This window comes from Mucilaginibacter sp. McL0603, assembly GCF_049992945.1.
Lineage (GTDB): Bacteria > Bacteroidota > Bacteroidia > Sphingobacteriales > Sphingobacteriaceae > Mucilaginibacter.
Map to the genome: position 1 here is coordinate 2,162,528 of NZ_CP188251.1, position 21,372 is coordinate 2,183,899.

At 41.3% G+C, this 21,372-nt stretch carries 21 protein-coding genes; 13 read left to right on the forward strand and 8 right to left on the reverse strand.

Features of this window, described 5'->3' with window-relative positions:
- Nucleotides 1-133: 133 nt before the first annotated feature.
- The 4 genes from ACPPVU_RS10140 (at nt 134) to ACPPVU_RS10155 (ending at nt 4,692) form a co-directional block, all read left to right on the forward strand.
- Nucleotides 134-781 (forward strand): family 16 glycoside hydrolase, encoded by a 648-nt coding sequence (locus ACPPVU_RS10140; RefSeq protein ID WP_426671585.1) that lies wholly within the window; start codon nt 134-136, stop codon nt 779-781.
- A 59-nt stretch (nt 782-840) separates the two neighbouring features.
- Complete coding sequence (locus tag ACPPVU_RS10145; RefSeq protein WP_426671586.1) at nt 841-1,482, forward strand: hypothetical protein; 642 nt, start codon at nt 841-843, stop codon at nt 1,480-1,482.
- 161 nt (nt 1,483-1,643) lie between these two features.
- Entirely contained in the window at nt 1,644-4,058 is a 2,415-nt protein-coding gene (locus ACPPVU_RS10150; protein WP_426671587.1) for an ABC transporter permease, read from the forward strand.
- A 334-nt stretch (nt 4,059-4,392) separates the two neighbouring features.
- Nucleotides 4,393-4,692, forward strand: a complete 300-nt coding sequence (locus ACPPVU_RS10155) for a hypothetical protein (protein ID WP_426671588.1) — start codon at nt 4,393-4,395, stop codon at nt 4,690-4,692.
- 159 nt (nt 4,693-4,851) lie between these two features.
- Here the strand turns inward: ACPPVU_RS10155 and ACPPVU_RS10160 are convergent, their stop codons facing one another.
- The 3 genes from ACPPVU_RS10160 to ACPPVU_RS10170 all read right to left on the reverse strand — a co-directional run bounded on the left by ACPPVU_RS10160 (nt 4,852) and on the right by ACPPVU_RS10170 (nt 7,016).
- Nucleotides 4,852-5,460, reverse strand: a complete 609-nt coding sequence (locus tag ACPPVU_RS10160) for a hypothetical protein (protein ID WP_426671589.1) — start codon at nt 5,458-5,460, stop codon at nt 4,852-4,854.
- Nucleotides 5,461-5,960: 500 nt separating this feature from the next.
- Nucleotides 5,961-6,305 (reverse strand): YciI family protein, encoded by a 345-nt coding sequence (locus tag ACPPVU_RS10165; protein ID WP_426671590.1) that lies wholly within the window; start codon nt 6,303-6,305, stop codon nt 5,961-5,963.
- A gap of 6 nt (nt 6,306-6,311) precedes the next feature.
- Entirely contained in the window at nt 6,312-7,016 is a 705-nt protein-coding gene (locus ACPPVU_RS10170; RefSeq protein WP_426671591.1) for an endonuclease/exonuclease/phosphatase family protein, read from the reverse strand.
- 91 nt (nt 7,017-7,107) lie between these two features.
- On the opposite strand from ACPPVU_RS10170, the gene ACPPVU_RS10175 reads away from it, so the two are divergent.
- The 4 genes from ACPPVU_RS10175 to ACPPVU_RS10190 all read left to right on the forward strand — a co-directional run bounded on the left by ACPPVU_RS10175 (nt 7,108) and on the right by ACPPVU_RS10190 (nt 11,445).
- Complete coding sequence (locus ACPPVU_RS10175; protein ID WP_426671592.1) at nt 7,108-9,087, forward strand: glycoside hydrolase family 97 protein; 1,980 nt, start codon at nt 7,108-7,110, stop codon at nt 9,085-9,087.
- A gap of 83 nt (nt 9,088-9,170) precedes the next feature.
- Complete coding sequence (gene argH, locus ACPPVU_RS10180) at nt 9,171-10,505, forward strand: argininosuccinate lyase (RefSeq protein WP_426671593.1); 1,335 nt, start codon at nt 9,171-9,173, stop codon at nt 10,503-10,505.
- A gap of 39 nt (nt 10,506-10,544) precedes the next feature.
- Nucleotides 10,545-10,742 carry a YwbE family protein gene (locus tag ACPPVU_RS10185; RefSeq protein WP_426671594.1) on the forward strand — a complete coding sequence of 66 codons (198 nt, stop codon included), beginning with the start codon at nt 10,545-10,547 and terminating at the stop codon, nt 10,740-10,742.
- 19 nt (nt 10,743-10,761) lie between these two features.
- On the forward strand, nt 10,762-11,445 hold the full coding sequence (locus ACPPVU_RS10190) for a DUF1345 domain-containing protein (RefSeq protein ID WP_426671595.1): 684 nt from the start codon (nt 10,762-10,764) through the stop codon (nt 11,443-11,445).
- Between the two features lie 92 nt (nt 11,446-11,537).
- Here the strand turns inward: ACPPVU_RS10190 and ACPPVU_RS10195 are convergent, their stop codons facing one another.
- Nucleotides 11,538-12,836 carry an MFS transporter gene (locus ACPPVU_RS10195; protein ID WP_426671596.1) on the reverse strand — a complete coding sequence of 433 codons (1,299 nt, stop codon included), beginning with the start codon at nt 12,834-12,836 and terminating at the stop codon, nt 11,538-11,540.
- 85 nt (nt 12,837-12,921) lie between these two features.
- Between ACPPVU_RS10195 and ACPPVU_RS10200 the strand changes: the two genes are divergently transcribed.
- Genes ACPPVU_RS10200 through ACPPVU_RS10210 form a run of 3 tightly spaced genes read left to right on the forward strand, consistent with a single transcriptional unit; the run spans nt 12,922 to nt 14,700 of the window.
- Nucleotides 12,922-14,208, forward strand: a complete 1,287-nt coding sequence (locus ACPPVU_RS10200) for a DUF2851 family protein (protein ID WP_426671597.1) — start codon at nt 12,922-12,924, stop codon at nt 14,206-14,208.
- Between the two features lies 1 nt (nt 14,209).
- Entirely contained in the window at nt 14,210-14,425 is a 216-nt protein-coding gene (locus ACPPVU_RS10205; RefSeq protein WP_426671598.1) for a PspC domain-containing protein, read from the forward strand.
- A 20-nt stretch (nt 14,426-14,445) separates the two neighbouring features.
- Nucleotides 14,446-14,700 carry a hypothetical protein gene (locus ACPPVU_RS10210; RefSeq protein WP_426671599.1) on the forward strand — a complete coding sequence of 85 codons (255 nt, stop codon included), beginning with the start codon at nt 14,446-14,448 and terminating at the stop codon, nt 14,698-14,700.
- Here the strand turns inward: ACPPVU_RS10210 and ACPPVU_RS10215 are convergent.
- From ACPPVU_RS10215 to ACPPVU_RS10225, 3 genes are all read right to left on the reverse strand, one after another.
- Entirely contained in the window at nt 14,679-15,191 is a 513-nt protein-coding gene (locus ACPPVU_RS10215) for a GNAT family N-acetyltransferase (RefSeq protein ID WP_426671600.1), read from the reverse strand. The genes ACPPVU_RS10210 and ACPPVU_RS10215 overlap by 22 nt on opposite strands.
- A complete protein-coding gene (locus tag ACPPVU_RS10220) occupies nt 15,188-15,946 on the reverse strand; it encodes a GNAT family N-acetyltransferase (protein WP_426671601.1) in 759 nt (252 codons plus the stop codon). The genes ACPPVU_RS10215 and ACPPVU_RS10220 overlap by 4 nt, the downstream gene beginning before the upstream one ends.
- A 69-nt stretch (nt 15,947-16,015) precedes the next feature.
- Nucleotides 16,016-17,080 (reverse strand): M20 family metallo-hydrolase, encoded by a 1,065-nt coding sequence (locus ACPPVU_RS10225; protein WP_426671602.1) that lies wholly within the window; start codon nt 17,078-17,080, stop codon nt 16,016-16,018.
- Between the two features lie 454 nt (nt 17,081-17,534).
- Between ACPPVU_RS10225 and ACPPVU_RS10230 the strand changes: the two genes are divergently transcribed.
- Complete coding sequence (locus ACPPVU_RS10230; protein WP_426671603.1) at nt 17,535-19,157, forward strand: amidase; 1,623 nt, start codon at nt 17,535-17,537, stop codon at nt 19,155-19,157.
- 191 nt (nt 19,158-19,348) lie between these two features.
- Here the strand turns inward: ACPPVU_RS10230 and ACPPVU_RS10235 are convergent, their stop codons facing one another.
- Nucleotides 19,349-20,296: a bifunctional helix-turn-helix transcriptional regulator/GNAT family N-acetyltransferase gene (locus tag ACPPVU_RS10235; protein WP_426671604.1), complete on the reverse strand. Its 948-nt coding sequence runs from the start codon at nt 20,294-20,296 to the stop codon at nt 19,349-19,351.
- 128 nt (nt 20,297-20,424) lie between these two features.
- On the opposite strand from ACPPVU_RS10235, the gene ACPPVU_RS10240 reads away from it, so the two are divergent.
- Nucleotides 20,425-21,342 (forward strand): DUF72 domain-containing protein, encoded by a 918-nt coding sequence (locus ACPPVU_RS10240; protein ID WP_426671605.1) that lies wholly within the window; start codon nt 20,425-20,427, stop codon nt 21,340-21,342.
- Nucleotides 21,343-21,372: the final 30 nt, after the last annotated feature.

Below are 21,372 nucleotides of genomic sequence, written 5' to 3' on the forward strand. Positions count from 1 at the left end.
GTGCGCAAAGGCCTTATTATGTTGATAAATAATAAGAGATTTTTGTTGGCGACAACACCAATAAGGGCGAAAATATTGATAATCAATTAACTATATATGACATGCTGGCTTGCATGTTTTTAAATTCTAACTTATGAAAAAACAGTTTTGTTTCCTCTTTATTATGACACTGTTGATAGCGTTAAGCAGCTGCGATCGGAGTGATCCTGAAATGCTAAAGTATTATAAAGTTTATAACCGGTCGATAAGTCATGGAGAAGATACTGGTAGTGTTCATTTGAATAAAAGAAATGGTGGTGGAATTGCCTGGATGATTGGTAAAAAATTCAAATACGGGACTATTGAATTTGACGCGAAAGGGAAAGACGACTACCAGGCGAGCTTTGTGGGCATCGCTTTTCACGGTGTTAGTGATACAACCTTTGAGAGCGTTTACTTCCGGCCTTTTAATTTCCGGGCGGCTGACCCGAGCCGAAAGGCCCACTCTGTGCAATATGTTGCACTTCCCCATTTTGATTGGTCGACACTCCGGGAAAAATACCCGGGTGAGTATGAACAGCCTATTTCTCCGGCACCTGATCCAAATTCCTGGTTTCATGTACGTATAATGGTGGCGGGTAAAAATATTAGTGTATATGTCAATGGCGCTAAGACTGCTTCACTTAGCGTAGAGCCCTTGATGCAGACTGATGGAGAATGGATTGGCTATTTGGTGGGCAATGGTTCGGCAGGCGACTGGAAGAATTTTAAGATTACCCCCCTTGAACAGGCGGCGAAATAGAAAAATGTTCGTTCGAGATGATAGAGTTTAATAATTAAGACAAATAAAAAAATTCAGCTATGAAAATACTACTCACATGCCTCTTATTAATAACAGGCAACGCGTTGATCGCGCAGCAAAAGAAAACACATGATTTTACTCATATCGATGCCTCCAAATGGATCATCCCTAATTCGGATGGGCAGAGTTATAGCTTCGACACTTATAAAGGTTCGAAAGCATTGATCATGAAAAAGAATTTTGACAACTATAAATTCGGTGGTATTGCTTATCCAAGAGGATTGAATTTTAAGGATGGTGAGAGTGAACTGGATATGGCATCGACCAATGGGAAAGAATACCTGGGCCTGGCCTTTCGTATTCGCGACGCACATCATTATGAAACACTCTATTTCAGACCGGCCGGATCAAACACTATTAATGCCATACAATACATGCCCGAAAAGAAAGACGAATTTAACTGGTGGGACTACGAAGCCGATAAGTATCAGGCAAAAGCCACGCTTCCGGCAACGGACTGGTTCCACATAAAAGCAGTGGTAAAAGGACAAACGCTGACTGTTTATGTTGATCATCAGCCTAAACCTGCCATGGTTTATAAAGCGCTAGATCCTGACATGAAAAATGGTTCAGTTGGTTTCTGGTTTGGTAATAGCTCTGCCTGTGCTTACAAAAATTTAATCGTTAAAACCTATTTGTGAAAGCTAAAAGCAGAATGCATAAAGCTGAAAGTTAAGAACTGATCATCAATAATAAATTCAAGAATTTCTATTAATTTAAATATTTAGTAATCAATAATTATATGGTTGGTATAATATTTATATTAGTTGAATAACGTCAAACAATTACCAAAACTCTTGTCATGATAAAAAACTTTTTCACAATCGCCTGGCGCAATGTCATCCGCCATAAAACACATACAGCTATCAATGTAATAGGACTGGCACTCGGTATGACCTGCTGTCTTTTTATTTTTCTGTGGGTGCAAGATGAAAAGGGGATAGATAATTTCCATCAGAATGGGAAAAATCTATATACGGCGTATACAACTATGACCGCAGACGGCAAAACCGAAGGTAACTACATCACGCCATACAATATCAATAACAATAAATTCAGTTTTTTACTGGAGGATATAAAGCAGGCAATCCCAGAAGTTAAAAACACTGCGTTTTATGCCACCGGGTATGATCTTCCATGGGGGCATGCAGAAACATTGCAGGTAGGTGAAAAAATGGTAAAGATGGAAGGCTCACGGGCAGGTAGCGACTTTTTTAAAATGTTCAGTTATCCTGTTATAGCAGGCAATGCTGAAACGGCCCTGAACGACAGTAGGTTCATTGCTATTTCGAAGCATACGGCAGAGGTGTTTTTTGGCAGTCCTGCAAATGCCATTGGTAAGACTGTGCGATATGAAAATAAGTATAATTTTGTGGTAAGCAGCGTTTTTGAAAATGTAACTGCTCAAAGTTCCCTCAAATTTGATTTTTTATTGAATTGGGAGTTGCCAAAAAATGGACAGCTGGAATGGGCATCTAATTTTTTTCAAACTTATATCCAACTTTCAGACAATGCGGATGCTAAACAGGTAGAAGCAAAGATTAATAAATACCTTCAGTCCCGGTTAGGTATTATTAAAGGAGTACAGATACATGTGGGGCTTCAACGATTTGGAGACCAATACCTCCACAATAATTTTGTAAATGGGAAACCTGCCGGTGGCCGCATCGAATACGTAAAGATATTCAGCGAAGTAGCTGTTTTTATACTAATAATTGCTTGTATCAATTTTATGAACCTGGCTACAGCGCGATCTGTAAAACGCGCAAAAGAAGTAGGGATAAGGAAGGTAGCCGGATCAAGCCGTGGAAATTTAATTGCACAGTTTTTGGGTGAATCCCTGGCCTTTTCTTTTTTGGCAACGATATTGTCTGTTATCTTGCTATTACTGCTGCTGCCTGCATTTGATCAATTTACGGGTAAGCAGTTTGGTTTTCCGCTTACTCAGGTATCTTTTTGGGTTTCTTTGATAAGTCTGATGCTCATCACCGGTCTCATTGCAGGCAGTTATCCTGCGCTATATCTCTCTGCTCTAAAGCCTGTCCGTATTTTAAAAGGTACGCTCCAATTTACCTTGGGAGCTGTTTGGTTCCGTAAAGGGTTAACCGTTTTTCAGTTCGTGCTTTCTATCATATTATTGATCTCAACTATTGTGATTACACGGCAAACCAACTATGTTCAAAATACCCACTTGGGCTATGATCGCGAAAATATGGTCTACATGCGGATCGAGGGTGAGCTGTCGAAGAAAAACAAATATCTGTTGTTTAAAGAACAAGCGTTAAAAATGCCAGGCATTGCCATAATTGACAGAACGACCGAGATTCCGCAGGCGATGAATTTCGTAGTAGAAGGTGATCAAATTATGTGGCAGGGTAAGGAACAGAATAGCACAGTTGGGGTTAAACCGGCTTCTGTCGGCTTTAATTTTGTGAAGTTAATGAAATTGCAGATAACCGAAGGGCGTGATTTTTCACAAACTAATCCAACCGACTCGACAGACGCTTTTATGGTAAATGAAGAAGCAGTTAGGGAGATGAATATGAAGCATCCAATAGGCCAATGGGTAAAGGTCTTGAAGAAGAGGGGGCATATTATTGGTGTGTTGAAAGACTACCATACCCAATCGCTCCACGAGCCAATCAAACCCATCTTTTTAGATGTGAAAGAAGGAATACACTTTGGTGTGATTGTTGCCCGGATAGAGCCGGGGAAAACCAAACAAGCTTTGGAAAGCCTGGCGGCCGTTTACAAAAGCATCAATCCCAATTATCCCTTTTCGTACCAGTTTGTCGATCAGGAGTATCAAAAACTATACAGCAGCGAGCTCATTATTTCTACACTATCGGTCGTGTTTGCGGTTGTGGCTATCGGGATATCCTGTTTAGGTCTGTTAGGGTTGGTGATGTTCTCGGCTGAGCAGCGTATTAAGGAGTTTGGTGTGAGGAAGGTGTTGGGCGCATCGCTCGGTCAGCTGGTGGCACTTTTTGCAGCCGATTTTGTGAAACTGATCCTTGTTGCATTCCTGATAGCGGCACCGTTGGGGTGGTTGGCTATGCGGTCGTGGTTGGAGGATTTTGCCTATCGGATCGATCTTTCGTGGTGGATATTTATCCTTGCCGGGCTAAGCTCATTGGCAATAGCGCTGTTTACGCTGAGTTATGAGGCTTTTAAAACGGCGGTGGCTAATCCTGTAAAAAGTTTGCGATCAGAGTAATCAATTATACTGATACAAAATAAATTACGTTAGAACTTCAAAAGCGGACAATTTACGTTCGCTTTTGATACATTAAGAAGGCATGATTTTTGCTGCAAACGACTGATAATCAAAAGGATTTTAGGCTGGCATTATATTTACGGCAATTATATAAAATATTTAATGCCGCATAGCGGCAGAAAGAGACTTGTATCTGTAACATGGGTGCGAGGTTTAGTTGATAGGCGTTCCGGGGTGAGATACGGAACGCTTTTTTTGTGGGCTTAGCGTAAAGAATGAAAGAAAGGATTTATCTTGTGTACACAGTAGCACTGACCATTATTACAATTTATAAATGAATCAAATCGAATTACTATTTAAAGATAAAGGTGTTCTAAGGCGTAACGTAAATGTATACCCAAAACAGATTGCTATAGATTTTATCAATGAATGTCGAAAGCATAATATAGGTATCTGGGGAATAGATGCTTTTATCATTAAGGAAAATTTCCATCAGCCCAGTATGAACAATAGTATCGATTTTACAGCTAGTCCATTTAAACAAGAAAAGCCGGAAAATGTGTGGGATACCGCTATAGCTTTTTTGAGAGAGCGGGACGATGTATATTATTATGAAATCGTATGTGAACAGTGATTTCAAATTCCCGCCCAGCTAAGTGTGCCGCTTGGCTGATATTTATGGTGACATTGTTTTGCCACCGCCCGTTCAAGCGTTCCGCTTGAATGCTAACAATTTAAGCGTCCCGCTTAAATTAATAAACCACTTTCAGCGGACTTTCGGGATTAGCACTATCTACATCTGAGTTAAACTTTCTATATGGTTTTTTATGTGTTTGACTAATGTGGTCTTATTTTGATATCCCTCTTCGGGGAATGATATAATTTTGATATGTTTTATTAGCGTTATGAATTTTTCCTCTCCCAAATATCCGGTTAAGCCAATATCAATCGCCATATGGATGGTATTGATATCGCCCTCTATATGATCTACTATTATATCCATATCGAAAGTTTCATCTTCTTCGAATTTATATAAGATGTACCTCCAGTTATTACTATCAATCCAGATATCTTTTCCATTTTCATTGGCCATTTTCCATATTCCTTTCCAGTCTTTGGGTGGCTTCGACGACAGAAAAGTCCAACCCGGACATACAGGAGCATAGGTTATAAATTCTCTTGTAACTTCTAATTTGTTAATATCTAAATTTGGAGAGATAGCAAAATAATATTCTCCTTTTTTGTAAGGTCCTATTTCCCAATCAAATGAGCCTAACTTATTCACGCTGTCATCTATTTTAGAAATTAAGTCAGGTCTTGTTGGGGCTCGTAATAGATCATCGGAAATCAATTTAAACCATTCCCAGAATTTAACTATCTTATTGATATCAGTTTCTTTCACAGTATTTTTAGATTACAACATAGTTTAATATAATACCTAAATAATAAAGTCATTGTATTGCGTATGATGAAGACATCTATCCAATCTGCTACGGTTAAGGTGACACAATAAAGTTCGTCGTTTGAAGCATTACGTGACATGAAATAAATATGAGGATTTATCATTAAAATAAAGTCTGCTGTTTTTAATTTAAGCGGGACGCCTAAATTGGGGGTGCAATACCAAGGAAATGCTAAGGTTTTAAAGAGTTTTTTATTATTTCCAGAATCCGTTCATTTTTCACAATCCACATTCCTAATCGCTCTTCGGTAATGCCTTCTTTAAGTTTATAACTGTTTACCGGGTTCGTATCTTCAAAAATAGTTCCCCGCCCAGCTAAGCGTGCCGCTTGGCTGATATTTATGGTGACAGTGTCTTGTCAGTAGTTGATAAAATATAAAAATCTGATTATCAGATTTTTATATAAATGTTCAGGGTGTTCATACTGTATCGTGAACACCTTAGTTATAAATTTTAAACGGGCGTACTTCGGCGTAGCCATCAAATTCGTAAACGGGTAATTCGCGGGCTATTTCAACGGCTTTGTCCAGGTTGTTGGCTTGTAATAGTAAATATCCGCCAACAATTTCTGTCCCCACTTTGTGAATGTCATCAATAACTTCGGCATTATGGCCCTTGATCATTTTGCCGTAAAGCGATAAGGCATTTCCACCAACCAGGTTGCCTTCTTTGGCATATTTAACAAACCAGTTGTTCCATTTTTCGCGGTGTTCTTTCATGTCCTGTTCGGCGTGCTCATCGGCCCGGCCATCGGGTTCGCGCAGTATTACTATAAATTGTTCCATGATGTGTCAAATATCGAAATTGATAATTAAAGGTAAATGATCACTGTATTTTTTCCAGTCGTTATAATTTCCAATTTCTATATCGGCCAATTTTAAAATAAAATCTTCGGAAGCAAAGCAATAATCAAGATGATAGGGTTTGTCGGCGTTTTTATATAAGTTAAATGTAGGGTGTGGCTCTTTACCATGCAGATGTCCGCCATGATGATGATAGATACTTTTTATTCCCTTCAAATCCAGCGCATCAACCAAAGCGGTGTGATTGCCAATCCTGCGTGGTTTATCCCATATAGAATTACTGTTGAAATCACCTGCCAGAATGGTTTTTTCTGGTTTTATCAGATGCTCATAATGATGAATGGCTTTCCATACTTGCCCCACATATTGATTGCCTTTGTCAAGCGGATTATTCGCCCATATTGCAAAAAGAGTGAAATCTGAATTTGCCCCTGTTACTGAAATGGGGAGGATTGTTTTTAAAGACGATGTGTGATCAGGTAGTAATTTAAGCTGATAATCGCCAAATGAGAATACGCCAAGCCCTTTATGCTGATTATCGCCATGCCAAACCACGCCCGTTGGAGGATCTGGAAAAGTCAATTTATCGGGATGCTCGCATTCGGATATAATTAATATATCGGGCTTGTAACGCAGCACTTGGTCGGCCTTTTTCCTGAAAGCCATATTACAATTCCAGGCAATTATCCTCATAAATTGAACCTACATAAATTATCACAAAATATCAATGTATGCCCGTCGGCCTGTCAATTCTTTTTACATTTATGCACCAATAAAACCAATTATGCCTGCTTTTAGATTAACTATCCTGTTGCTGTTGATTTCTGTTTTGGGTGCATTTGCCAAACAGGGCATCAGCGTTTCATCGCCTGATAAAAAAATAGAATTCAATTTGAGCAAGGATGCATCTGGCTTAATATACAGGCTGAGTTACAAGGGGCAATTGCTGGTTGATAATTCAAGACTTAGCATCAGCTTTAAAGAGGGTGGCAAATTCGGGCAAAACATCAGCATAGGTAAACCCGAATATAAAAAGATGGAAGAAACCTATGATCTGATAGTCGGAAAAAGTAGCAGGGTGCATAGTTTGAGCAATGAGGTAATGATTCCCGTTATAGAAACTGGTGGTTTAAAAAGGCAACTCAATATAGAGGTAAGGGTTTTTAATGATGGTGCGGCTTTTCGCTATGTTATCCCCGGCAAACCCGGCTGGCAAAATGTGGAAATAACGGATGAATCTGATTCTTTTAATTTGACACAGGACCCTGCGGCGTTAACGCTTTTCAGAGAGAATTATACCACCTCGCACGAGGGATTGTATGATAGGCTGCCTGTCAGCAAAATCAAACCGGATACACTAATGGATCTACCGGCTTTGTTTGAGTATCCTAAAGGCATCTACATGGCTATTACCGAAGCAAACTTATTAGATTATGCCGGGATGTATTTGATAAAGCACAACGGTGTTTTGCAAAGCAGCCTATCGCCATTGCCACATCAAAAAGAAATAAAGGTGATCGCAAAGCTGCCACATAATAGTCCATGGCGGGTTATGATGATCAGCGACCGGGTAGGGGATTTGATTGAATCAAATATACTGACCAACCTGAGCGAACCTTGCCGGATAAAAGATGTATCATGGATAAGACCTGGCAAAACTACCTTCCACTGGTGGAACGGCAATGTAACACCAGATACTTCATTTGCCCCTGGAAATAATTATGAAACCAATATGTATTACGTGAATTTCTGCGCGAAATATGGTTTGGGTTACCATTCGGTAGTTGAATATGGTTTACATGAGTGGTATGTGAATGATGGTGCAGGGTTTCAGCCTGGTCTGCATGCAGATCCGTCGAAAGCAGTTCCGGGATTAGATATGCAGCAGATATGTGATTCGGCAGCAAAAGTTGGGGTCGGCATACGTGTTTGGGTGCATTTTTATGCTTTGTATCCAAAATTGGATGAGACCTTCGCCCAATATGAAAAGTGGGGTATCAAGGGCCTGATGTGTGATTTTATGGATCGCGATGACCAGGAAATGGTGAACATGCAGGAAGAGATATTGCAAAAGGCAGCACAGCATCATTTGCACATCCAGTTCCACGGCGCTTATAAACCGACAGGCACAAGTCGTACTTACCCCAACGAATTTACCCGCGAGGGTACATTGAACTACGAAAATGACAAATGGGGCATGCGCGTTACGCCGGATGCCGATCTCAATATTATTTTCACCCGCGCTTTGGCCGGATCGACGGATTATCATTTGGGTGGTTTCAGGGCCGCAAATGCAAAAACATTTAAGCAACACTATACCGCGCCAATGGTGCTGGGCACACGTTGCCATATGCTGGGCATGTATGTGGTTTTGGAAAATGAACAGGGCATGGTATGTGATTATCCGGATGCATATATCGGTCAGCCGGGGTTTGAGTTTTTGCAGCAGGTGCCACTTACCTGGGATGAAACGAAAGTTCTGAATGCCAAAGTAAGTGAATATGTCACCATAGCCCGCCGCAAAGGGGGCGAATGGTATATCGGTACTATCAACAAGAATACTTCTTACAATATAAAAACAGCCCTTTCTTTTTTACCTGCCGGGGATTATACTGCAGAGGTATACAGCGACGCCCCTGATGCCGACAAAGACCCGAACCATTTGGTTAAAGTAGTGCAGAAAGTAACTAATCAAAGTGTTATCAATACCGATCTGGCGGCAGGTGGCGGACAAGTGATGAGGATTTATAAGGCCCGAAAATGACCGAGGTGCCTGTACTTAAACAAGTTCATGACTTTCTTACTTATCATCCACTATAATTTTGCGATTAATCCCATATTTGCACTATGAGCAAGCTATGGCAAAAAACCACTAATGTAAATGAACTGGTAGAAAACTTTACCGTTGGCCGCGACCGTGAATTTGACGAGCAAATGGCCGCTTTTGATGTTTTGGGATCGCTTGCCCATACCCGCATGCTGCAAAGTATCGGATTGATGGATGAGACTGATCTTGCCCTTATTCAAAAGGAATTGAAAGCGATCTATAAAGATATACAGGCAGGCAATTTCAGCATTGGCGAAGGGGTAGAGGATGTGCACTCGCAGGTTGAATTGTTGCTTACCCAACGCATCGGCGATGCCGGTAAAAAGATACATAGCGGCCGCTCACGCAACGACCAGGTGCTGGTTGATTTGAAATTGTTTTTCAGAAGTCAATTACAGGAAGTTGTAGAGGAAACAAATACGCTGTTTACTGTGCTGATCGAATTAAGCGAAAAACATAAAAACGTATTGCTGCCCGGTTATACCCATTTACAGGTGGCTATGCCATCATCATTCGGTCTGTGGTTTGGCGCTTATGCAGAAAGTTTGGTGGATGATCTGGAGGTAGTTTTAGCCGCTTATAAGATCACCAATAAAAACCCGTTGGGCTCAGCTGCAGGATATGGCTCGTCATTCCCGCTTAATCGTACCATGACCACCGAATTGCTTGGTTTTGACAACCTGAACTACAACGTAGTTTATGCGCAAATGGGTCGGGGCAAAACAGAAAGGATCATTGCGCAGGCAATCGCAAACGTTGCGGCAACTCTTGCTAAAATGGCGATGGATCAGGCATTATACCTGAGCCAGAATTTTGCTTTTGTAAGTTACCCCGATACCCTGACCACAGGCAGCAGCATTATGCCACATAAAAAAAACCCGGACGTATGGGAAATTATGCGCGGTAAATGTAACCGCCTGCAGGCCCTGCCAAATGATGTAGCCATGATGACCACCAACCTGCCATCCGGCTATCACCGCGAGTTACAGCTATTGAAAGAATTGCTGTTCCCCGCTTTTGCAGATCTTAAAAACTGCCTGCATATGGCCACCTTTATGCTACAGCATATCGAAGTGAAAACTGATATCCTGAACGATCCTAAATATACTTACCTGTTCAGCGTGGAAGAAGTGAATCGCCTTGTGTTGGGCGGAACACCATTCCGCGATGCTTATAAACAAGTAGGTTTAGCTATTGAGCAGGGAAATTTCAATCCGGATAAAAAAGTAAACCATACCCACGAGGGTAGTATCGGTAATTTAGGTAATGAGCAAATAAAGGCATCGATGAATAGTTTGCTGGGTAATTTTAATTTTGATAAAGTGAAAGTTGCTATAAAAAACCTTGTTGCTTAATCGGTGTAATCAAACCAAAATCAGTGTAATCCAAAAACAATGAACGGTCAAAACAGAAACGATATTTATCCCGGACTTGAAGTTGATATCATTTTAAAAAAAGATCAGCGCAGCGGGAAAAGGACGAGAGGGATAGTGAAAGACCTGCTCACCAGTTCAGCATATCATTCACGCGGGATAAAAGTGAGATTGGAGGACGGACAAGTGGGCCGGGTTGCCGAAATAATTGAAGAATAATTGTAGATTAGTTATTAATATGCCCCGAAAAATTACCAATAGCCGCGCGCTTATATTCCGTTTGGATGCGCAATATCGTTTGCTAATCGCACTTATATTCAGTGCTATTTTCTACTTTTTCTGTCCCAAAGCTACTTCCTGGCCTGCCCAGGTATTGTCTCTCTGGATCGTATTTGCTTTGACGATCATCCTTTTAGATTGGGTATCTATTTTGTTTACACATCCTATGGAAGTAAAGAAAATTGCCAAGCTACAGGATTCAAGCCGCTACTTGCTATTCCTTTTTGTCATTTTCGCTTCGCTGATCAGTTTGGTTGCTATCATCTTTTTATTGAAATCATCTAAGGGCCATTCTGTAGCAAGTCACGTGTTGCTGGCTATGGCTGCGGTTATCGTTTCGTGGACACTGGTGCATACGATATTTACCATGCGTTATGCGCATTTATATTATGACACAGATAAAGATGATGGTACACCGCGAAAAGGCGGGGGCTTAGAATTTCCTGATGAGTCACAGCCTGACTACCTCGACTTTGCTTACTTTTCATTTGTTATTGGCATGACCTTCCAGGTATCAGATGTAGAAATATCCTCAAGACTAATAAGGCGCCACGCACTGGTTCATAGCTTGATCTCATTTGCATTTAACACGACGATCGTGGCATTAAGCATCAATGTCATATCTGGGTTAGTGGCGCAATAGCCTCATCCACAACCCTTCTCCAAAGGAGAAGGGAGTAAGAAATATTGGATTTTTAAAGTCCTCTCCTTTGGAGAGGATTTAGGTGAGGCTCTTTAATCTTCAATCTTAGAATGCTTCTTTGTATCCGGCATGATAATATATGCTAACAATGATATAGCTATACAAACACTCACATACCAGTAAAAATACTGCGGATGGTGATGCTCTTTAAACAACAAGGCCAGTGATTCTGCAGTGCCGCCAAATATAGATACCGCCACTGCATAAGGGAATCCTACACCTAATGCCCGAACTTTTACCGGGAAAAGTTCAGCTTTAACAACGGCATTGATAGAAGTATAGCCACTGGTTATAATAAGTGCACACATAATTAAAGCAAACGCCGGCCACATTTCTTTAGTGGTGCTTAGTGATGTCATTATAGGGACAGTAACCAGCGTACCCAAAATGCCAAAGCCGATCAGCAAGGGTTTTCGGCCTATCTTGTCAGATAATAAACCAAACACAGGCTGCAATAGCATAAATACGATCAGGGTTAGGGTTGATATCATGGTCGCTTCGCCATTACTGAATTTTGCTGTGTTCACCAGGAACTTTTGCATATAGGTGGTAAAAGTGTAAAAGGCAACAGTTCCGCCTATGGTCAGGCAAATAACCGTTAACACGGCTTTGGGGTGTTGTGCGAGCGCCTTTAGCGTTCCTCGGTCGGCCTTTGAGCGTTCTTTCTGGAATGATGCCGGTTCCTGTAAACTCCGTCTCAAATACATCACAGTAATAGCCAAAAATGATCCGAATACAAAAGGGATACGCCATCCCCACTGATGTAATTGATCTTCTGTTAAAAATACTTTTTGCAGTAATACCAATACCCCGGCAGCAATAAGTTGACCCATGATAAGGGTCACATATTGAAAGCTGGAATAGAATCCCCGGTGCTTTTTGGTAGCCATTTCGCTCAGGTAAGTGGCACTTGTGCCGTACTCTCCTCCAACGCTTAATCCTTGTATAATTCGGGCCACAAGCAACAATATAGGCGCTGCAATACCGATCTGCTTATAACCGGGTACTACCGCAATAATCAACGAGCCAATACTCATCAGCAAAACTGAAAAAGTAAGCGCTGTTTTACGCCCTTTTCTATCTGCAAATGTCCCCATCAGCCAGCCACCTATCGGTCGCATTAAAAAACCAATAGCAAATATCCCTGCAGTGTTTAGTAATTGTGCAGTTTGGTTTCCTTTCGGGAAAAACACCCCGGCAAAGTATAGGGAGAAAAAAGAATAGATATACCAATCGTACCATTCTACCAAATTGCCCAGCGAGCCGCCGATAATAGATTTGATGCGATGGATAACAATATCGGTTGGGGTATCTGTAGCAGGTGGTTGCATTAATCGGCTATGTTGATCTTATAAAAGTAAATTAATCTATTTTAAAACCAATTGCTTTTAACCGAATGTTAGCTATCTTAGAATAATGTTTTTTACCGAAGACTTTATCCAATACATCTGGAAATTCCGCCTATTTGACCGCGAGAACCTGCAAACCACCACAGGAGAAACTATCGAGGTCTTTTCAGCGGGATTGCAAAACAGCGATTCTGGTCCCGATTTCCATAACGCGCGATTAAAAATCGGCGATACTACCTGGGCCGGTAATGTGGAACTGCATCTCAACTCATCCGACTGGCATAAACATAATCATACTGATGATAAAGCCTATGGCAGTGTGATCCTGCATGTAGTAAACCGGGACGATCAGCCTATTATATTACCTGACGGACGCAGAATACCTACATTGGAATTGCACAATCGTATATCGCCTGATCTGTATAACCGCTACCATTACCTGGTATTTGGTAACCAGCAGATCATTCCCTGCGAGGGCAGTATCCGCTTTGTGGATGATCTAACCCTGCGCAACTGGCTCACAAGAGTATTGGTTGAACGGCTTGAAAAACGTTCAGGCACAGTGATGGCCGCATTGAATAAAAACCGGGGCGATTGGGAAGAAACTTTTTACCAGTTCCTGGCTACACAGTTTGGGTTTAAAACTAATGCCCTGCCTTTTGAGCTGATGGCTAAATCATTACCTCAGCTTACATTAGCCAAACACAAAAATAACCCGCTGCAAATTGAAGCTTTGATATTTGGGCAGGCGGGGTTTTTAGATGAGGAATTTACAGATGAATATCCCAAAAGTCTGAAACAAGAATATTTATTCCTTCAAAAGAAATATAATCTTGCTCCCGTAGAAAAACATTTATGGAAGTTTATGCGGCTTCGTCCCCAGAATTTTCCTACTATCAGGTTGGCTCAGTTTGCGGCATTGGTGATAAGGTCCAACCATTTGTTTTCTAAAGTACTTGATATCAAGGATACTGCAAGCCTCAGGAAATTATTCACAGACCTCGAAGTCAACCAATATTGGGAAAATCATTACCGGTTTGATGTGGTTTCTAAGCCTGTAACAAAAAGTTTGGGACAATCGTCCATTGATATTTTATTATTGAATACCTTTGTATTGTTCCTGTTTAGTTATGGTAAACACAACCAGCAGGAATACTTTATCAACAGAAGTTTAAAATTGTTAGAAAAATTGCCGGCTGAGCAGAATAAAATTGTAACAAATTTTGATTTGATTGGTATAAAGGTAAACACCGCATTTGATTCGCAGGCTCTGCTCGAGCTTAAAAATAATTACTGCGATCATAAGAAATGTCTGCAGTGCGGCGTTGGAAATAAAATACTAAGGATGGCCTGATATGTTGCAACGGATTATTACATTTTTTGAAAGATATTCATTTGGCGTATGCACCTACCTGGGAGAACGCTTTAATATCTCTATTTCAAAAATTCGCCTGTTTTTTATCTATTCTTCATTCCTTGCAGTAGGCTTTCCGCTGATATTTTACTTCTTTGCCGGCATAGTGCTTGATTTTCGCAAGTACATCAAGCGCAAACATACCGGTGTTTATTAATAGTAATTTATTAGTGCAGTATGGAGAAGAATATTTACATCCGCCTATTGGGCGAAGGGGAACTGGTTTACAGGGCGGTACCGGCAACTGAAATACGCGAAAATCTTTATCACTTAAAAGGATATAATATTTATGATCCTGAAGAAGAGAACTGGGAGTTTGCTCCGGGTGCCCTTGTAGTTGTGGAAGAACGAAAACTCACTGAAGGGGTTGGGTTGGTCGCGATCAGGGAGCATGTACCGGTTAACACAAATCAAAAGGAATCTAACTCATAGACCAGATAACTGTCTTCGGTTTCGCCAGTCTTTACAAACCCGCATTTTTCCAGCAATTTCACAGATGGCTGATTGTTAGCTTTTGGCTCAGCCAAAATGGTTTTGAGTCCGAGTGTTTTAAAGCCGAAGTCGATTACTTTTAACAAAGCTTCCTGCATAATGCCTTTGCTGTGGAATTGTGGCAATAATTCATAACCTATTTCGGCCTGGTCCTTTTCTTTTATAATGTTCCAGTAAACAATGGTGCCGATTAATTTGGGCTCATCTTTTAGCGTGATAACCCACATAAACGATTCATTATTAAGTTGATTGGAAATGATCATGTTGATGAACTGGTGTGCCTCATCAATAGAGGTTGCCGTAACTCTGTCAATCAATTCGTTCACCCTTTCATTTGAGCGAAGCAAGAATATTTCGTGTGCATCAGTTAACCGGAGTTCGCGAAGAATAAGCCGTTCAGTGGTTAGATTGGTAAATGGCGGGAAATTCATTTTGTAACGGTTTTAATTTCACCTAAAAGCATATAACCGGCTATTTCCAAACCACCCTTTAATAAAGTGGCCTTAGATGCTTTATTGCTGATATTACAACGTGCAGCCGGGACACGACCCGAAATAAAGCAAGCTTTTTTTAGCTCCTGGATCACTAAACTGCCATATCCTTTTTGTCTTTGATCCTCACGCACTTCCATGTACAGATCTGCAAAAGGCTTATTGTAATGCAGTAAGAAACCTCCGGTAGCTACTATATCATCTTTTACTTCCAGTACGTAATTCCCGTCAGGCTCATGGTTATGCTCAAACAAATGTTCATCAGGCATTCTTTCGCGAAATGTGGCGCCCGCGATCTCAAGTGTCGTGATGCGTCCGTCTTTAAAAAGTATTACATCCGAAGATATATTGTACCCAAATTCATACAGCATGGAGGATAACAGAAGATCGTTGCTCTGGCATTCGATATAAGTCGTTCCTGATGCGGCGATCAATTTTTCAAAGATGGTGCTGGTATTTTTGCGCCAGGCGGGCATTATATAAAACTCAAATATTGCCTCTCTTTCGGTCAGATCATCCTTGCCTTTTACTGACCCGTAACCGATGTTAGTTCCGTCCATATCGATCAGGTAGGAATCTGACCATCCACGCTCGTGACAAGCATTATATCTGATCTGGAAATTGCATTCCTGCAGAAACAATGCCCTTAAATGAAGGATATTGTTCAAATCGGTTTCTATAATTTGCAGGTCCATCAGAGTATAATATATTAACTAAAATTAATACTTCTTTCGGACTTTCCGACTTCCGATCTTCCGGACTAACTAAACGATACTTTCCAGCATTTTGATGTACAATTCAATCCCTTCCTTTATCTCATCAACATAAACAAACTCATCCGCAGTATGTGACCGGGCTGAGTCGCCGGGGCCTACTTTTAATGAAGGAATATCCAATAACGATTGATCCGACGTAGTAGGGGAGCCATAAGTTGTTCTGCCTAAAGCAATCCCTGCCTGCACGATCGGGTGGTTTTTATCAATTTTAGATGGTTTTAGACGAATGGATCTGGGTGTCACATCGCATTTAACATGCTGACGGATGATCTCCAATACTTCTTCATTGCGATACGCATCCGTTACCCGCACATCAACAGTAAAAGTGCAGCTTGCAGGCACCACATTATGCTGAGACCCCGCATTAATAATAGTAACCGACATTTTTATCGACCCAAACTCTTCTGACTCTTTAGGGAAACGATAAGTTCTAAACCATTCAATGTCAGGTAACGCTTTGTAAATTGCATTCTCGCCTTCCTCGCGGGCAGCATGTCCGGCTTTGCCATGCGCTACACAATCCAATACCATCAAGCCACGCTCGGCTATGGCCAGTTGCATCAGCGTAGGTTCGCCAACAATACCAAAATCCAGATGGCCCAGTTCGGGGATGATCAACTCAAGGCCATTTACACCAGATATCTCTTCTTCAGCAGTAGTAGCCAGGCAGAAGTTATATTTCATTCCCTGTCTGTCGTAAAAATACAGGAAGGTATTAATCAGCGATACCAAACAGCCCCCGGCATCATTGCTTCCTAAACCGTATAGTTTTCCATCTTCAATTTTAGCATCATAAGGATCACGTGTATAACCCGAGTTTGGTTTTACCGTATCATGATGAGAATTAAGTAATATAGTAGGTTTGGATGCATCAAAGTGCTTGTTCCACGCCCAAATGTTATTCAATTTGCGGTGGGTTTTTACTCCCTTGTCAGTCAGGAATTTCTCTATCAGATCCGCCGTCAGGTTCTCTTCTTTACTAAAGGAAGGTATAGCTATCAGTTGCTGTAACAGTTCTACAGCCTGTATATGTAATGTAGTTATTTCAGTCATAAATTTGGGAAAAATCCCGCAGCAAAAGTAAACGTTTTTCGGTAAGTAAACACAACAGAGGTTCTGTATACGGCAATTTTACAATTGGGTTTGAGTCTAAAATATAATTTGGAAATATAACCGTTTTTACCCCAACCTCCTCCTGCCCCTGATTGAAGGAGAAGGTTGGGACCCTTGTAATCTTACGGGGTTTCAACTAATCACTAATTACTGATCTCCCGTCACTGATTATCAGCTAGTGTCAAGTCAGCAGTCTTTAGTCGTAAGTCATAAGTCGAATTTTTCCCATTCCCTTACTTAGAACTCAAGACTTTAGACTCAGGACTAAACGTCAGTTCTTAATTGACACGACACTAATCACTCATCACTAATCTCCGGTCACTAATCACTAGTCACCGCCCTTTGATTATTCTTCAAAATTGTGTTACTTGTGGCAGCTTTATCTACAATTATCATGCAACGAAGAAATTTCATAAAAACAGGTTCATTAGCCGGATTGACCACATTGGTGATCGGCGCCTGCAACACCGTTCCGTCAAGTAAAAAAGAAGATCAGACCGATTGTAACTGCACGGAGGATAATTTTGAACTGAACGAGGTTACAATCGATACGCTGCAACAAAAAATGCAGAACAAGGAATATACATCACGGGCTATTACCGACATGTACTTGAAACGCATCGATGCAATTGATAAAGCCGGGCCGAAGCTTAATGCTGTGATCCAGATAAATCCTGACGCATTGGATATCGCTGATGCAATGGATAAGGAACGTGCAAACGGTAAAGTGCGTGGACCTTTACACGGCATCCCTGTACTGATAAAAGACAATATCGATACCGGCGATAAAATGATGACTACCGCAGGAGTATTAGCCTTAGTGGGAAATATTGCCAAACAGGATGCATTTATCATCAAAAAACTGCGTGAAGCAGGTGCTGTATTATTGGGTAAAACCAATCTGAGCGAATGGGCTAATTTTAGATCGACACACTCTACCAGCGCCTGGAGCAGCAGGGGAGGGCAAACTAAATGTCCTTATATTTTAGATAGAAATCCAAGCGGATCAAGCGCCGGTTCAGGTTCTGCGGCGGCGGCAAATCTTTGTGCTATTGCGATTGGGACGGAGACTGATGGCTCTATTGTCTCGCCAGCATCAATTAACGGTCTGGTTGGTATTAAACCAACAGTAGGCTTATGGAGCCGCTCGGGCATTATACCGATATCTAAAACACAAGACACTGCAGGGCCAATGGCGCGTACGGTAAAGGATGCTGTGATGCTGCTGGAAGCACTTACCGGAGAAGATCCGCAGGATACTTATACCGCTACAAGCAAGGGGAAAATTCAGCCTGATTACACCAAATTTTTGGATGCAAACGGACTACAAGGCAAACGCATTGGTGTTGAAAAGGATGGATTGAAAGTGAGCCCCGGTATGGATAAATTGTTCCAGGATGCTATTGCGGTTTTGAAAAGTAAAGGCGCTACCATAGTTGAAGTAGAGTTATACAAAGAAATCAAGCAAGCAGGCAAAGATGAGTTTACGGTGCTATTGTACGAGTTTAAAGATGGGGTAAACAAATATCTCAGCACAGCCAATTCAAAAATGAAGACTTTGGCGGATGTGATCGAGTTCAATAAAAAGAATGAAGCTAAAGCCATGCCTTATTTTAAACAGGAAACGCTTGAACTGGCAAATAAAAAAGGTGATCTGAGTACTAAAGAATATCTTGATGCGGTAAAAAATACCACCGGAATAACCCGCAATGCTATCGACAAAATATTAAAAGATAATAAGTTGGATGCCATTGCCGCACCAACCAACGGCTTTGCATGTTGTATCGATTTGGTAAACGGCGATTATGATAATGGCTTCTCCTTTTCCGGCCCGGCAGCTATGGCCGGTTACCCGCATATTACCGTGCCAATGGGGGCATATAACGAATTACCGGTTGGGATATCTTTTATAAGTACCGCTTACGATGAAGCTGGGATTATTAAATTAGGTTATGCCTATGAACAAGCATCAAAGAAGAGGGCCAAACCGAATTTTAAGAAGGATTTATTAAGCTAAATGACAACATTATCCCATCGGGATAAAATGTCGGTAGAAAAAGAGGTATAATTTTTTGCTCCGTCAGGTGCAATACGTTTTCGCCATGCATATTCCGTATTGTACCTACGGCACATAATGCTTTCTTAATCATTTTTTTTATCAACATTTTGCTCCGATGGAGCAGGTAAAGGCGCAATGTATTGCGTCCTTTACGATAACCTCAACTCCATTTGTATATTAGCCCTCTCATAAGGAGATGGCGGTCCTGTTATCTTCTCGAATCCTAATTTTCTATATAAGCTGATAGCCGGTTTCAGTTTCGTATTGCTTTCCAGGAAAACTGCATCAGCGCCTAATTCCCTTGCTTTGTCGATACAAGCCTGTCCGAGTAAAGTACCGATACTCTTACCTTGTGCTTTTGGTGATACGGCCATTTTTGCCAGCTCAAATTTCTTACTATCCATTTTGATCAATGCGCAGGCACCTACGGCCTTGCCATTATAAAGCGCGATGAAAATGTGACCACCTTTATCCAAAATATATTCTTCGGGATGATCGAGCGCTTTATGGTCCGATTCTTCCATTACGAAATGTTGGGTTATCCATTCTTCGTTCAGGTCTTTAAAGGCTTTTCGGTATTGCGGGGTATAGTCGACCAAAGTCACCTGGCCTCCCTCACGTTTTTTCTTTTCTTCCTCAACACGGCGCAATAAGCTTTTTTGCTCCAACAGGTATTCCCATTCCTCAATTGCTTTCCATAAGTCATACTGGCTTTCGCTGAACGCCTTATCAATAGCTGCCGAAACATCCTGATGCTGTTGCTGAAGTTTTATAGCGGCGGCTTTACCCTTTTCTGTAAGTGATATAAAGTTTTTGCGCTGGTCGTCTTTATCCCGGCGTTCGGTTACAAAATCATTCTTTACCATTTCGCGTACAATTTGACTTACCGAGGCATGTGTTTGCCCTATCTCATTTGCAATGGCTGTGATAGAATTTTCTTCAGTCTCAGTCAGTACATAAAACACCGGCCACCAGCGCGGCTGCATGTCGATATCATATAATTGAAACACTTTGGCTGCATCATTGGTGATCATATCACTTAGACCACGCAGCCTTGAACCTATTGCTTTTTTACCCACTTTATTGTAGAACTCCATATCTTTTATAATTACGTAAGTACTTACGCAATATTAATTACTTTGTTTAAAAAATCAAAATTTTTAATGTCAAAAATTAATTGCTAATCAATTTAGTAGATGCTAACTTGCTTCAAAATTACAGACCTATGGAATTTGGCCGCGTAGATCCCCACGAATTAGCATTAATAGATTTTACCCTTCCGCCCGATCCGGAATTAACCATAAAGACTTTAAAAGACGCAAAAGGCAAAGGCGACCTGCAAGTGCATGTAGGTTGCGCCAAATGGGGCAGAAAGGAATGGTTGGGCAAGATCTACCCACTCAAAACCAAAGAAGCCAACTTTTTGGATGAGTATGTAAAGCATTTCGACTGCATAGAACTGAACGCTACCTTTTACCAGGTTTACGGTCCTGATACCATAGGAAAGTGGAGAGATAAGGCTGCGACTAACCCGGGCTTCAAATTTTGCCCTAAATTTTCACAAACCATCAGCCACATCCGCCGCCTCAAAAACGCTGAAGAACTAACCACCCAATATTATAACGGCATTATGGCATTTGGCGATCAGCTTGGTCCGCTGTTTTTACAGGTCGGTGATAACTTCACACCCAAAAGTTTCCCCGAATTAAAAGCCTACCTGGAGCATCTGCCAAAAGATGTCCCGGTATTTGTGGAGGTAAGGCACAAAGACTGGTACGCTGTAAAAGAGAACCGTGATAATTTATTTAATGCCTTGCATGAGTTGAACATCGGCGCAGTGATCACCGATGCATCCGGCAGGCGCGATTGCGTGCATATGGAACTGCCCACACCGCACGCCTTTATTCGTTTTGTGGGAAATAGCCTGGATAAAACAGACTACAAACGCGTAGACGACTGGGTAACCCGTATTAAAGAATGGAAGGAACAAGGCCTGCAATCCGTATGGTTCTTTATGCACCAGCACGATGAACGCTATTCGCCCGAATTGTGTGATTACGTGGTGGATGAATTAAATAAGGCATTGGGATTAAAGCTTCATCGCCCTCAGTTTATTGAAAAGGATAAAGGAATGTTTGATTAGAAATTAAGTCTAAAGGCCACACTTAAATTA

What these genes read in the sequence shown, in the direction of transcription:
- ACPPVU_RS10140 (WP_426671585.1), top strand. Translation starts at nt 134, where the DNA reads ATGAAAAAACAGTTTTGTTTCCTCTTTATTATGACACTGTTGATAGCG.
- ACPPVU_RS10145 (WP_426671586.1), top strand. Translation starts at nt 841, where the DNA reads ATGAAAATACTACTCACATGCCTCTTATTAATAACAGGCAACGCGTTG.
- ACPPVU_RS10150 (WP_426671587.1), top strand. Translation starts at nt 1,644, where the DNA reads ATGATAAAAAACTTTTTCACAATCGCCTGGCGCAATGTCATCCGCCAT.
- ACPPVU_RS10155 (WP_426671588.1), top strand. Translation starts at nt 4,393, where the DNA reads ATGAATCAAATCGAATTACTATTTAAAGATAAAGGTGTTCTAAGGCGT.
- ACPPVU_RS10165 (WP_426671590.1), bottom strand. Translation starts at nt 6,305, where the DNA reads ATGGAACAATTTATAGTAATACTGCGCGAACCCGATGGCCGGGCCGAT.
- ACPPVU_RS10170 (WP_426671591.1), bottom strand. Translation starts at nt 7,016, where the DNA reads ATGAGGATAATTGCCTGGAATTGTAATATGGCTTTCAGGAAAAAGGCC.
- ACPPVU_RS10175 (WP_426671592.1), top strand. Translation starts at nt 7,108, where the DNA reads ATGCCTGCTTTTAGATTAACTATCCTGTTGCTGTTGATTTCTGTTTTG.
- argH (WP_426671593.1), top strand. Translation starts at nt 9,171, where the DNA reads ATGAGCAAGCTATGGCAAAAAACCACTAATGTAAATGAACTGGTAGAA.
- ACPPVU_RS10185 (WP_426671594.1), top strand. Translation starts at nt 10,545, where the DNA reads ATGAACGGTCAAAACAGAAACGATATTTATCCCGGACTTGAAGTTGAT.
- ACPPVU_RS10190 (WP_426671595.1), top strand. Translation starts at nt 10,762, where the DNA reads ATGCCCCGAAAAATTACCAATAGCCGCGCGCTTATATTCCGTTTGGAT.
- ACPPVU_RS10195 (WP_426671596.1), bottom strand. Translation starts at nt 12,836, where the DNA reads ATGCAACCACCTGCTACAGATACCCCAACCGATATTGTTATCCATCGC.
- ACPPVU_RS10200 (WP_426671597.1), top strand. Translation starts at nt 12,922, where the DNA reads ATGTTTTTTACCGAAGACTTTATCCAATACATCTGGAAATTCCGCCTA.
- ACPPVU_RS10205 (WP_426671598.1), top strand. Translation starts at nt 14,210, where the DNA reads ATGTTGCAACGGATTATTACATTTTTTGAAAGATATTCATTTGGCGTA.
- ACPPVU_RS10210 (WP_426671599.1), top strand. Translation starts at nt 14,446, where the DNA reads ATGGAGAAGAATATTTACATCCGCCTATTGGGCGAAGGGGAACTGGTT.
- ACPPVU_RS10215 (WP_426671600.1), bottom strand. Translation starts at nt 15,191, where the DNA reads ATGAATTTCCCGCCATTTACCAATCTAACCACTGAACGGCTTATTCTT.
- ACPPVU_RS10220 (WP_426671601.1), bottom strand. Translation starts at nt 15,946, where the DNA reads ATGGACCTGCAAATTATAGAAACCGATTTGAACAATATCCTTCATTTA.
- ACPPVU_RS10225 (WP_426671602.1), bottom strand. Translation starts at nt 17,080, where the DNA reads ATGACTGAAATAACTACATTACATATACAGGCTGTAGAACTGTTACAG.
- ACPPVU_RS10230 (WP_426671603.1), top strand. Translation starts at nt 17,535, where the DNA reads ATGCAACGAAGAAATTTCATAAAAACAGGTTCATTAGCCGGATTGACC.
- ACPPVU_RS10235 (WP_426671604.1), bottom strand. Translation starts at nt 20,296, where the DNA reads ATGGAGTTCTACAATAAAGTGGGTAAAAAAGCAATAGGTTCAAGGCTG.
- ACPPVU_RS10240 (WP_426671605.1), top strand. Translation starts at nt 20,425, where the DNA reads ATGGAATTTGGCCGCGTAGATCCCCACGAATTAGCATTAATAGATTTT.